We start from the raw sequence: 12,373 nt of genomic DNA on the forward strand, positions 1-12,373 counted from the left end.
GCATTATTGTTATGGCAGTGAGCACTTCTAAAAACGCTGTGGATGACGGGGAGCCAAAGAGTCCCTAAGTCATTCCAAAGTTGCATCGCCCCCGTTTGTGCGTTTGCTCCGTTCTTAAAAATCCTTGAGCGGACTATAGCCAGCAGGTAGTACTGCTTGATCCCTCTAAAGTGTGATTTGCAGCTGCCAGCCACTCTGGAACAGTCCTTTGCCAAGCCGACACCCGTCGGCACGGCAAGAATGGCTGAAATTTCGGATTTGACAAGCCAAGCGCTTGCTTGGTGGGGCTGGCGTGCCCTTTTGGGCACGCCAAGTGACACTTAAAGCGTCGAGAGGAAGGTGCTGTTGTTGGCTTGCCATTCGGTGATGTCGACGCGAATACGCTTCTTGTCGAGTTTGCCGACACTGGTCTTGGGAATTTCAGTAACAAGGGCGATCTGGCTCGGGATGGCCCACTTGCTCAGGTGCCCCAGTTCCACGAACGGCTTGAGGTGTTCCTTCAGTTCCTTGGCCCCGATCACATGGCCTTCGCGGACTACCAGCAGCGCGAATGGACGTTCGCCCCACTGCGGATCAGCGATGCCCACAACTGCTACTTCGCGTACCGCAGGGTGGCGGCTGATCAAGTCTTCAAGGTCCAGGGAGGAGATCCACTCGCCGCCGGTCTTGATCACGTCTTTGATCCGGTCGCGAATGTCGATCACACCCATGCTGTCCAGGGTCGCCACGTCACCGGTGTGCAGCCAGCCCCCGGCCCAGAGCTCGGCGCCCTTTTGCGGTTCGTTGAAATAGCCCTCGGTGAGCCACGGCGCACGCAGTACCAGTTCGCCCTGGGTCTCGCCATCGGCGGGCAGGAAGTTGCCGTCGGTGTCGACGATCGCCGCCTCCACCAACGGCCCCGGCACACCGGCCTTGATCCGGTACGTGGTGCGTTCGTCTTCGGTGCCGGCCATCAGCTCATCGTTGAGGTGTGCACACGACACCAACGGCCCGGTTTCCGACATGCCGTAAGCGGCGGTCAGTTGAATGCCCTTGGCCTTGGCCGCGTCGTACAGCGCACGGTTCAGCGCACTGCCGCCGATGACGATTTTCCAGCCACCGAAATCCGTGCCTTGCGCCGCTTTGGAATTGAGGACCATTTGCAGGATGGTCGGCACGCAATGGGAAAAGGTGACCTTCTCCTTGCGCCATAGCTCGACCAGGTACTCAGGGTCATAGCGACCGGGATAGACCTGCTTGAGCCCGAGCATGGTCGCCACATAAGGCAGACCCCAGGCGTGCACATGGAACATCGGGGTGATTGGCATGTAGACGTCGTTGGTGCCCAGCAACCGAACGCTGTCGATGGCGCCCATGATCGTCGACACGCCCATGGTGTGCAGCACCAGCTGCCGATGGGTGAAGTACACGCCTTTGGGATTACCGGTGGTGCCGGTGGTGTAGAACGTGGTCGCGACCGAGTTTTCGTCGAAGTCCTGGAAGTCGTACTGCGTGCTCGCCGCCGCCAGCAACTGCTCGTACTCGCCAATGAGGTTCGGCAAATCGGCGGTTTTCTCCGGCAAGTCAGTCAGCAGCAGGGTTTTCTCTACCGTGGTCAGGTGCCCGGCAATGGCCTGGTACAACCCGACGAACTCGCTGTTGACCAGCACAAAGCGGTCCTCGGCGTGGTTCATGGTGTAGAGGATCTGTTCCGGCGACAGGCGCACGTTAATGGTGTGGATCACCGCGCCGATCATCGGGATGGCGAACATGCATTCCAGATAGCGATGGCTGTCCCAGTCCATCACCGCCACGGTATCCCCGGCCTTGACGCCGGCCGCCGTCAGCACGTTGGCCAGCCGTGCGACCCGTTCGATCAGGGTCGGGTAGCTGTAGCGCAACTGGTCGCGGTAAATGATCTCGCGGGTTTTTTCATAACGAGCGCCGGACATCAGCAGCCGTTTGATCAGCAGCGGATACTGGTAAGCGCCTTCGGCTGGGGGGATAACGCGAGTCTGCAACATAAGAGTCCCTTTTCTGACTGCACGGTCGTGGCTGAAAGTAAGCACTTTAGTGCCCTTCCATGACAACCAAATCAGCCGAAGGAATGATTTGCAACATTCAGCAAATGCTAGCGTTGCGCCAGCATTCGTAGGCGCTGCCGCAGGCTGTGATCTTTTGATCCTGGCTCTCTGAAAACCCCAAAAGATCGCAGCCTGCGGCAGCTCCTACCTCAATCAATGCATCTCGGTAAACGCGAGTTTCACACCAATGGCGATCAGTACCGCGCCCATGGTCCGATCGAACCAGTGGCCCATCCGGGCAAAACCTGCGCGCACGCGCTGCTGGCTGAACAGCATCGCCACCAGGCAGAACCACACAGCGGTGGCCACCGCGAGGTAGATGCCGTAGCCCGCCTGTACCGTCAGCGGCGTCTGCGGATTGATCACCACGGTGAACAGCGAAAGGAAGAACAGTGTCGCTTTCGGGTTCAAGCCGTTGGTCACGAAACCCGAAGTGAAAGCGCCGCGAGCAGTGCGCTCGCCCGCTTCCTTGTGCAGATCGTCAGCCGCAGGTTGGGCTGGCTGTGCTCGCAAGGCCTTGAAGCCGATGTACAGCAGGTACGCGGCGGCGGCCCATTTCAGGGCATTAAACAACACGATGGACTGGGACACGATCAGGCCAATGCCGAGCAACGAATAGCCGACGTGCAGGAAAATCGCCGTGCCGACACCCAGCGCCGTCCAGGTGCCAGCGCGACGACCATGGGTCACGCTCTCACGCACCACCACCGCAAAGTCCGGGCCTGGGCTGGCCACGGCCAGCAAGTGAATCAGGGCAACGGTCAAAAACTCTGTCCAGTACATGGGGTTCCTCTGGGGCAATTGGGTCAATAAAAACACTCGAGCGAAATCAATCTCTGTGGCGAGGGAGCTTGCTCCCGCTCGGCGGCGAAGCAGTCGTGAAACCGGATAACGCGGTATTCCCGACAAAACTCGGTCGCCTGGATTGGGGCTGCTGCGCAGCCCAGCGGGAGCAAGCTCCCTCGCCACAGGTGTTTCATCTGATAGGCTCGGCAGATTACGCCTTCAGTTCATTGCACAAAAGGTACAGTTGATGACGAACACTCACCGCGCCGTTTTCCTTGACCACCCGTCCCTGGACCTGGGCGACCTCGACCTCAGCCCGCTGCAAGAGTGTTTCAGTGAGTTACAGCTTTTCGCCCAGACCACGCCGGACCAGGTGATCGAACGCCTCAAGGGCGCCACCGTTGCCATCAGCAACAAGATCCTGATCGACGCCGCCGCCATCGCTGCCAGCCCCGAGCTGAAGCTGATCCTGATCACCGCCACCGGCACCAACAACGTTGACCTCGCCGCCGCCCGCGCCCACGGGATTACCGTCTGCAACTGCCAGGGTTACGGCACGCCGTCGGTCGCGCAGCACACGATCATGTTGCTGCTCAATCTGGCGACGCGCCTGGCCGATTATCAAAAGGCTGTCGGCGAAGGTCGCTGGCAGCAGGCGAAACAGTTCTGCCTGCTGGATTACCCGATTGTCGAACTGGAAGGCAAAACCCTCGGCCTGCTCGGTCACGGCGAACTGGGTGGCGCGGTCGCACGACTGGCCGAAGCCTTTGGCATGCGTGTACTGCTCGGTCAGATTCCCGGGCGCCCTGCCCGGCCGGATCGCTTGCCACTGAATGAGCTGCTGCCGCAGATCGACGCGCTGACCCTGCACTGTCCGCTCAATGAACACACCCGCCACTTCATCGGAGCCCGTGAACTGGCCTCGATGAAACCCGGTGCGTTCGTGGTCAACACCGCACGCGGTGGCCTGATCGACGAACAGGCCCTTGCCGATGCCTTGCGCAACGGCCACTTGGGTGGCGCGGCCACCGATGTGTTGAGCGTTGAGCCACCGACCGCCGGCAATCCGCTGCTGGCCCACGACATTCCACGGTTGATTGTCACCCCGCACAACGCCTGGGGCAGTCGCGAGGCACGTCAGCGGATCGTGGGCCAGTTGACCGAAAACGCACAGGGATACTTCAGCGGTAAAGCACTGCGGGTCGTCAGTTGATAGACTGCGGCACTTTTTTTACAGGAGCAGAGTATGGATCCGCGCAGTGAAGTACTGCTTCGTCAGGCCGAGTTATTCCAGGGTTCGGTGCTGCTCGCCGGTTTGCCCGCCGATGACCTGTTGGGCCGTCTACCCGATGCTCATGGCTGGTGCTGGCATGCCGGCGATCAAGCAGCGCTGGATGCCCGCTTTTCTGAGCGCAGCCATTTCGGTGTGAATGCACCGGAGCGCGCGTTCGACACCGCCGTGGTGTTTCTGCCCAAGTCCAAGGACCTGACCGACTACATCCTCAACGCCCTCGCCTCCAGGCTGGCCGGTCGTGAGCTGTTTCTGGTGGGTGAAAAACGCAGCGGCATCGAAGGCGCGGCCAAGCAACTGAACCCCTTCGGCAAACCGCGCAAGCTCGACAGCGCGCGGCATTGCCAGCTGTGGCTGGTCACTGTGGCCAACGCGCCAGAAGCCAAGTCGCTGGAAAGCCTGGCCCAGACTTATGAATTGCCGCTGGCCGAAGGCCCGCTAAAAGTCATCAGCCTGCCGGGCGTGTTCAGCCATGGTCGACTGGATCGCGGCAGCGCGCTGTTGCTGGAACATTTGGACAAATTGCCGAGCGGCCACTTGCTGGACTTCGGTTGCGGTGCCGGTGTGTTGGGAGCAGCGGTGAAACGTCGCTATCCACACAACCAGGTCACCTTGCTTGATGTGGATGCCTTTGCCGCCGCCAGCAGTCGCCTGACATTGGCTGCCAACGGTCTGGAAGCTGACGTGATTACCGGTGACGGTATCGACGCAGCACCGATGGGTCTGAGTGCGATTTTGAGCAACCCGCCGTTCCATGTCGGGGTTCACACCGATTACTTCGCCACCGAGAACTTGCTGCGAAAAGCGGCCAAACATCTGAAAAATGGTGGCGAACTGCGCTTGGTGGCGAACAGCTTCCTGAAGTATCAGCCGCTGATCGAGGAGCATCTCGGGGTGTGCGCAATCAAGGCTGAAGGACAGGGTTTCAGAATCTATCGGGCCAAACGCGGCTAGAACCTCTTTTAAAAAAGAGGCTTGCCCAATCGGTTTTGCCTAGGCAGAATCCGCTCCGTCCTAGGGGAGTAGTCTCCCACGAGCGCCATGCTCGTCCGGCATACGTCAACATACTTGGTCAACAGACCATGGCGTATGCGACCCAAGCGTCCGCATCAGACGGATCGCAGGGTTTGACAAGACCTATGACACGAACACCTTACCCGGGGCGGGAAGGCTGTACGTGTCATAGCCGTGTCGACCCGCCCCTTAGGAAAACCCTGATGCTGGATTCACTTCTCGTTCCCACCGCAATCGTTGCCTTGGCCGAAATCGGCGACAAGACGCAACTGCTCGCGCTCATTCTCGCCGCTCGCTTTCGCAAACCCTGGCCGATCATCGCCGGGATCGTCGCCGCAACCCTGGCCAACCACGCTGCAGCCGGTGCGGTAGGCGCCTGGGTCGGTAGTTTCTTCTCGAATGCGACGCTGCACTGGATCCTCGCCGCAAGCTTCACCGCGACCGCATTGTGGACCCTGGTGCCGGACAAGATGGATGACGACGAAGCCAGCACCGCCCGCAAGTTCGGACCGTTCCTGACCACGTTGATCGCGTTTTTCCTTGCGGAGATGGGTGACAAGACTCAAGTCGCCACGGTGATGCTCGCGGCGCAATACCCGGAACTGTGGCTGGTGATCATCGGCACCACCGCTGGGATGTTGATTGCCAACGTGCCAGTGGTTTTGGCGGGTAACTTTGCCGCGGATAAATTGCCGTTGACGTTAATCCGTCGCCTGGCGGCGTCGGCATTCTTCATCCTCGCCATTGTCGCGGTGTACAAGGCGATGCAGAGCAGCGGTTGGGTTTGAGCTGACCTCTTTGATCGTTCCCACGCTCGCGTGGGAACGATCAAAGACTCAAGATTTCCTGGCTTTCTCGTACAGCGGCATGACTTTCGGGATCGCCGCCTGCAACGAAGCAATACGACTCGACGACGCCGGGTGAGTGCTCATGAACTCCGGCGGCGAACCTTCCGAGGCCTTGGTCATCTTGTTCCACAGGGTGATCGCGGCGTTCGGGTTGTAACCGGCGCGAGCGGCCAGTTCCAGGCCGATCAGGTCCGCCTCGTTTTCGTTGGCGCGACTGTTGGGCAAGGTCATGCCGTAGTTGGCCACGGTATCCGCCAGCGCCAGGCTGTCCTGACCCAGACCGAACAAGGCACCGGCGCCCTGCTTGGCCATTTCGATACCGTAAGCCTTGGACATCGCTTCACGACCATGCTCGCGCAGGGCGTGGGCGATTTCGTGGCCCATGATCGCGGCGATCTCATCGTCGGTCAGTTGCAGGCTGTCGATCAGCCCCGTGTAGAAAATGATCTTGCCGCCAGGCCCGCAGTTGGCATTGAGTTCGTCGCTCTTGATCAGGTTGACTTCCCATTTCCATTGGGCCGAATCCGGACGAAAAACCGGCGCCTGGGCAATCAGCCGGTCGGCAATCGCCTGGACACGTTTGGCCTCGTTACTGGTCTTGTCCAGCACGCCTTTGGTGTTCGCCTCACCGACAGTCTTTTGATAAGACTGGGCGTACATCTGGTTGACCTCGTCGGTCGACAGCATGCTGAACATGTACTGTTTACGCTCAACGCCCACCGCGCCACCGCTGGTGGTATTGACCGACTGACAACCGGCGAGCAGCAGACTTGCGCTCAGAGCACACACAACCAATGTCTTGTTCATCAAAAAATTCCCTGAAAACATGCCGCGTATCCTAGGCGTGGAATTGTATCGACGCCAGATACAACAGAGGTGTAGACGCACATTTCAGACAAACCTCTCATGGGCGTAGAGAAAAATTCACATAACGCTGCCCACCGCGGTCGATAACGGCCCGCAATGATTCGTTTGCGACATCAACCCCTCCAAAACAGCCAATTCGCCAACCTCCACTCATGGCCATCGACACCCCTGCCGATACAGCACCGCAGACGTCCTCTTGCGTGCGGAGCACCCATGAAATTCAAGTCGATCCAGTTTTCCGTGGCGGCCCTCGCCGGCGCCATCGTTCTTAGTGTCGTGGCAGCCCTGGTCCTGTACGCGTTGTTTTCCGGCGCACGGACACAAGACATGGTCCAGCAGCGGACCCAGGCCCAATTCGAGCAAGTCATCGAACAACGCCTGACGTCACTGGCGCAAACCCAGGTCAGCCAGATCCAGCGCGAGCTCGAAGCGCCACTGCTGATTGCCGGCGGACTGGTGCGAGTCAACGCATTGATCGGCACACCGGGCGCCGATGGCCAGCCGCAGTTGAACCTGAGCCGTGGGCAATTGATCAGCCTGATCAAGGAAAACGTCGTCAAGAACCCGAAAATTCTCGGCACCTACATCGGTTGGGAAAAAAACGTCCTCGATCACAACGACGCGGCCTACGTCGATACCCAGGTGGTTGGCATCGACGCCAGCAACGGCCGCTTCCTGCCGTGGTGGTTCCGCAACGAAGACGGCAGCCTGGGCCTGGACAAACTGGTGGACGTCGACGACCAGAAAACCCTGTCCACCGGCGTACGCGCCAGCGAGTACTACCTGTGCTCGAAAGAAACCAAAAAATCCTGCGTGATTGATCCTGCGCCCTACAAGGTTGGCGACAAGATCGTCATGCTCGCCTCCTTTATAGAACCGATCATGCTCAACGGTGCCTTCCAGGGCATCGTCGGCGCCGACCTGTCGGTGAACTTCATCCAGGAAATGCTTCTCGGCGCGAATCAGAAGTTGTACAGCGGCGCGGGTGAAATGGCCCTAATTGGCGGCAACAACCGGATCGTTGCCTACACCAAGGACCCAAGCAAATTCGGCGAGAAGGTCAGCGACATCCTCGACCGCCAGCAGATCGCCAACATGGCCAATCTCAAGCGCGGCGAAGTTACCTATACCGTGGACAAGGCCCAGGGCCGGATCGAGTTGTACCTGCCGTTCGGCATCGGCCAGACCGACGCTCGCTGGACCCTCATGCTGCAATTGCCACTGAACGCGGTGATGGCCGACCTGCAAAAGCTTCAGGGCGATCTGGATGCCCAGCGCAAGTCCGACACCTTCGGCATGGCCATGGTCGGCTTGTTGATTGCCGGTATCGGTTTGCTGGTGATCTGGCTGGTGGGCCACGGCATTGCCCGGCCGCTGAAGCAGATGGTTGCCATGCTCGACGACATCGCTCAGGGCGAAGGTGACCTGACTCGACGCCTGACCAGCGACCGCGCCGACGAATTGGGCTCGATCGCCAAAGGCTTCAACACCTTCCTGGCCAAATTGCAGGTGATGATCACCCAAGTGGTGACTTCGGTGCAGAGCGTCAGTGATTCGTCGGAACACACCGCCGACATCGCCATCCGCACCAACATCGGCGTGCACAAGCAAATGGCCGAGATTGATCAAGTCGCCACGGCGGTGCATGAAATGACAGCGACCGCTCAGGACGTGGCGCGCAACGCGACTCAGGCGGCACAAGCCGCCAGCCATGCCGATCAGGCCGCGGCGCAGGGCATGCAAATCGTGCGGGACACGTCGAATTCGATTGGCGTGCTGGCGATAGAAATCGGCAAGGCCGTTGGCGTGGTGCAGACCTTGGCCAAGGACAGCGAGAACATCAATGCGATCCTGACGGCGATTCGCGGGATTGCCGAACAGACCAACCTGCTGGCCTTGAACGCCGCCATCGAAGCGGCGCGAGCCGGCGAACAGGGACGCGGTTTTGCGGTGGTGGCCGATGAAGTGCGCAACCTGGCGCAGAAGACTCAGAAAGCCACTGAAGAAATTCAGACCATGATCCAGCAGTTGCAACAAGGCACCCGCGATGTGGTGCGAGTGATGGAAGACAGTCAGAACCGCACCGATGAAAGCGTGCAGCACGCGGCGAAAGCGGCCGAGGCGCTGGAAACGATTACTCAGGCGGTGTCGGTGATCAACGACATGAACACCCAGATTGCCAGTGCGGCCGAGGAACAGAGTGCGGTGGCTGACGACATCAACCGTAACGTGATCAACATCGGGCAAGTGGCCAATGAAGTGGCGGGTGGCGCGGATGAGTCGAGTGCGGCGAGTGCGGACCTGACCAAGCTGGCTGAGCAGCAGCGGCGGTTGATCAATCAGTTCAAGGTCTGAAGAACACCCTCACCCTAACCCTCTCCCGGGGGGAGAGGGGACTGACCGAGGTGCTCTTAGAGCTACATCGACCTGAATTACCGAGCCGAACTCAGGTACTGAAAGCAACCGAGATCGGCTCCCTTTCCCCCTCTCCCCCGTGGGGAGAGGGCTGGGGTGAGGGGTCGATTTTGAACCTGACAAATATTTGAAGACACTCACGGTTCATCAACCCGGCGTCAGACACTCCGGCCCGTTCAGCTTCGGATCATTCACCATGTTCGCCAACACCCGCTCGCGCAACGCCGCGGGTTCACTGGCGAGTAACGCCTGCAACGCATGCAACGGAGTCTCTGGATTGAGCCACGCCTCCTGCCCCGCCGCATCGAGAATCAACGGCCGGCGCTGACTTGCCGCCGGCTGCGTGATCACCGCCGTGCTCAGCCACACCTGTTCCTGCACCGGATACGCCTCCCAAATCGCCGCAAAAAACAGCGTCGAGCCCTCCCCCGGTGTCAGCCAGTAAGGACGCTTGCGGGTCGTGCCGCGCCATTCGTAAAAACCGTTGGCGGGCAGCAGGCAACGGCGCTCGCGCAGGGCCTGGCGAAACATCGGTTGTTCGGCAACGGTCTCAGCCCGGGCATGGGCTGGCGTACGGGACAAATCGGTCAGCCACGGCGGCGTCAAACCCCAGCGCGCTCGGGCCAACTCACGCTGACCGTCAACGCCGGCGCGCAGCATCAACACCGAATCGTTGGGAGAAATATTCCACTGGGCCTGCTGATCGGCGGGGAAGCCAGGCAGGGCCGCGAAGGCGGGGTTCCAGCGAAACAGGGCATAACGTCCACACATGGGGCAACACGACTCTTGATAAAACGAACGTCAGCCTAACAGACCAGCGTGCCAGGAAAACTTTCCGGTTCATCACCGGGCATCGGCAGCGCGGCATTGTAGGCGCTGATTAACTCGCGGGCGTATTCCGCCTGGTCGTTATCAACCGATAATCCCAGCAGGCCAAAGATCGGCAATTCGCCGCTGCCACCGAGCAAATCGCGCCCCACCAGATGCGCTTCGATGCCCTCGCTGGCCAACATGCTTTGCAGCAACTCACCTTCCATGAGGTTTTCCGGCTCGTAGATTCGCTGCATGGGGTGCCCCTTTCATTCGTTTTCGCTGTGAACTTCGAGCAACCATTCCTGACCGTCAGTCTGCAGAACAAACGTGATCGGACGGCAACACACCGGACAGTCTTCGATATAGGTCTGATCGCCACCGGACAAGTCCAGCACGGCCTCAGCCTCTTCACCACAATACGGACATTCGTAGCGCTCGGTTTCCAGCATCGCGGTCTCCCAAGTGACTTGTGCGTATAATCGCCGGTCTATTTGCAGGGCTATTTTTGTCTGGCTAACTTTTCAGACCGTGCCCCGTTGGTTTTCGATCAAAACCTTTACTTACCCTAGCCGTTTCTAACAAGAGAGCATGATGGGCGAATTCGATGCCATCCGACCGTACGACGATAGCGAAGTCCCAGCGGTGCTGGACAGGCTGCTCGGTGACAAGGCGTTTCTAGACATCCTCATCCACTTCCGCTTCCCGCGCTTTGCCGGTGCTTTCGGCTGGGCGCTCAAACCTCTTATAGCTCATCGGCTGCGCCGTGAGTTCGCCGGCGTAACCTCCGTGGCCACGCTGCAGGATAAAGTCGAGATGTACGTCGACCACACCATCGAGCGAGCCACCGACGGTGTGACGTACACCGGCGTCGAGCAGTTCAGGTCCGGCAGTGCCTACCTGTTCATTGCCAACCACCGCGATATCGTAATGGACCCGGCCTTCGTCAACTACGCCGTGTACCACGCAGGCCTGCCGACACCGCGCATCGCGATCGGCGACAACCTGCTGCAAAAGCCCTTCGTCAGCGATCTGATGCGCCTGAACAAGAGCTTTATCGTGCACCGTTCGATCACCGGTCGACGCGAGAAGATGGCGGCGTATCAGCTGCTGTCGGCCTACATCAACCACTCGATCCGCAACGATTGCGCCTCAATCTGGATCGCCCAGGCTGAAGGACGGGCCAAAGACGGCGACGACCGCACCGAGTCGGCCATCCTCAAGATGTTCCACATGAGCCGCAAGGACGAGCCGTTCGGCGAAGTCATTCGCTCGCTGAACCTCACCCCGGTGTCGATCAGCTACGAATACGACCCGTGCGATCAAGCCAAGGCGCGCGAACTGTTCATCCGCGCCACCACCGGCAGCTACACCAAAGTGCCGGGCGAGGACGATGTGAGCATCGCCAAGGGCATCACCGGCTACAAGGGCCGGGTGCATGTGAACTTCGCCTCGCCGATCACCGAGCTGTTCGACGACACCAAGCAATTGGCGATCGAGATGGACCGGCAGATCCTCGGCGGCTACCGCCTGTTCCCGGTGCACTACCTGGCCTACGCCCAGTGGAAAGACGCCGACCCGCAATTGCAGGTGCCGAAAGCCTCTGAAGTGTTCGCGGCCGACGAACTGGCCAAGGCTCAGGAGCAATGGCAACAGCGTCTGGACGCGTGCCCTGAGGAGCATCGTCCGTTCATGGTCCTGCAATACGCGACGCCGGTGCGCAATCAGTACCGTGTGAAAGCGGGATTGCCGCTGTAAGGTTTTTTGGCTGGATACGACAACGGCGCCCTGTGGCGAGGGAGCTTGCTCCCGCTGGGCTGCGAAGCGGCCCCAAGAAAGGACTGCTGCGCAGTCCAACGGGAGCAAGCTCCCTCGCCACAAGTTTTGCGTCAGCGCTTTAGAATCGTGTGCTGATCCACGACACCAGCAACGCCAACCCCAGGCAGGCAAAACCGAAACGATAGAAAAACCGGTTCATGCGCTGGGTCGCCCCATCCAGCATCAACGTCGGTTCATCGATACGACGACCCTGGCTTTGTTCGAGAATGGCCCTCGCACGCTGTTCGCGGCGACGAGTGGCGTGTAACAACCAACCACCCGGGAAGGCCAACAACAAGGCCAGCAGGTTGATCAACTTGGCGGGATGGTTGGTAAACAGCGAAATCAAATGCAACGACATCACGAACCTCAGCAGAACAGGTGTGGCAGACGCCGAACCGGCGGCCGCGGCGCGGATTCTACCGAAAGCCTCACCTTGTGCCCTTGCTTTCCGACAAATA

At 59.7% G+C, this 12,373-nt stretch carries 12 protein-coding genes and 1 riboswitch; of the genes, 5 read left to right on the plus strand and 7 right to left on the minus strand.

Annotation, left to right across the window (positions count from 1 at the left end; translation table 11 throughout):
• Positions 1-320 precede the first annotated feature (320 nt).
• Both QF010_RS16500 and QF010_RS16505 read right to left on the minus strand, forming a co-directional pair.
• On the minus strand, positions 321-2,003 hold the full coding sequence (locus tag QF010_RS16500) for a fatty acid--CoA ligase (protein ID WP_033061300.1): 1,683 nt from the start codon (positions 2,001-2,003) through the stop codon (positions 321-323).
• Positions 2,004-2,216: 213 nt separating this feature from the next.
• The gene (locus QF010_RS16505) at positions 2,217-2,846 is read right to left on the minus strand and encodes a LysE family translocator (RefSeq protein ID WP_033061299.1); all 630 of its coding nucleotides are present in this window, start codon (positions 2,844-2,846) and stop codon (positions 2,217-2,219) included.
• 250 nt (positions 2,847-3,096) lie between these two features.
• Between QF010_RS16505 and QF010_RS16510 the strand changes: the two genes are divergently transcribed.
• From QF010_RS16510 to QF010_RS16520, 3 genes are all read left to right on the plus strand, one after another.
• Complete coding sequence (locus QF010_RS16510; protein WP_429533528.1) at positions 3,097-4,062, plus strand: 2-hydroxyacid dehydrogenase; 966 nt, start codon at positions 3,097-3,099, stop codon at positions 4,060-4,062.
• A 33-nt stretch (positions 4,063-4,095) separates the two neighbouring features.
• Positions 4,096-5,094, plus strand: coding sequence for a methyltransferase (locus QF010_RS16515; protein ID WP_429533529.1), 999 nt, complete (start codon positions 4,096-4,098; stop codon positions 5,092-5,094).
• A 50-nt stretch (positions 5,095-5,144) separates the two neighbouring features.
• A riboswitch (yybP-ykoY riboswitch) is annotated at positions 5,145-5,269 on the plus strand.
• Positions 5,270-5,357: 88 nt separating this feature from the next.
• Positions 5,358-5,942, plus strand: a complete 585-nt coding sequence (locus QF010_RS16520) for a TMEM165/GDT1 family protein (RefSeq protein WP_008155932.1) — start codon at positions 5,358-5,360, stop codon at positions 5,940-5,942.
• 48 nt (positions 5,943-5,990) lie between these two features.
• On the opposite strand, the gene QF010_RS16525 is transcribed toward QF010_RS16520, so the two are convergent.
• Positions 5,991-6,809, minus strand: coding sequence for a M48 family metallopeptidase (locus tag QF010_RS16525; RefSeq protein WP_033061292.1), 819 nt, complete (start codon positions 6,807-6,809; stop codon positions 5,991-5,993).
• A 273-nt stretch (positions 6,810-7,082) separates the two neighbouring features.
• Here QF010_RS16525 and QF010_RS16530 point away from each other — a divergent pair, with 273 nt between their 5' ends.
• Entirely contained in the window at positions 7,083-9,224 is a 2,142-nt protein-coding gene (locus tag QF010_RS16530; protein WP_429533530.1) for a methyl-accepting chemotaxis protein, read from the plus strand.
• Positions 9,225-9,431: 207 nt separating this feature from the next.
• Here QF010_RS16530 and QF010_RS16535 read toward each other — a convergent pair whose 3' ends face one another.
• Genes QF010_RS16535 through QF010_RS16545 form a run of 3 tightly spaced genes read right to left on the minus strand, consistent with a single transcriptional unit; the run spans position 9,432 to position 10,546 of the window.
• A complete protein-coding gene (locus QF010_RS16535; protein ID WP_033061288.1) occupies positions 9,432-10,055 on the minus strand; it encodes an SOS response-associated peptidase in 624 nt (207 codons plus the stop codon).
• Positions 10,056-10,090: 35 nt separating this feature from the next.
• A complete protein-coding gene (locus QF010_RS16540; protein WP_046053423.1) occupies positions 10,091-10,351 on the minus strand; it encodes a putative signal transducing protein in 261 nt (86 codons plus the stop codon).
• A gap of 12 nt (positions 10,352-10,363) precedes the next feature.
• Positions 10,364-10,546, minus strand: coding sequence for a CPXCG motif-containing cysteine-rich protein (locus tag QF010_RS16545; protein ID WP_008153387.1), 183 nt, complete (start codon positions 10,544-10,546; stop codon positions 10,364-10,366).
• Between the two features lie 142 nt (positions 10,547-10,688).
• Here QF010_RS16545 and QF010_RS16550 point away from each other — a divergent pair, with 142 nt between their 5' ends.
• Positions 10,689-11,852 (plus strand): 1-acyl-sn-glycerol-3-phosphate acyltransferase, encoded by a 1,164-nt coding sequence (locus tag QF010_RS16550; protein ID WP_197281783.1) that lies wholly within the window; start codon positions 10,689-10,691, stop codon positions 11,850-11,852.
• A gap of 139 nt (positions 11,853-11,991) precedes the next feature.
• Here QF010_RS16550 and QF010_RS16555 read toward each other — a convergent pair whose 3' ends face one another.
• Positions 11,992-12,273: a hypothetical protein gene (locus QF010_RS16555; protein ID WP_033061282.1), complete on the minus strand. Its 282-nt coding sequence runs from the start codon at positions 12,271-12,273 to the stop codon at positions 11,992-11,994.
• Between the last annotated feature and the right edge of the window lie 100 nt (positions 12,274-12,373).

The sequence above is a fragment of the Pseudomonas silensiensis genome (genome assembly GCF_050434865.1).
In the GTDB taxonomy this organism is placed as follows: domain Bacteria; phylum Pseudomonadota; class Gammaproteobacteria; order Pseudomonadales; family Pseudomonadaceae; genus Aquipseudomonas; species Aquipseudomonas fluorescens_W.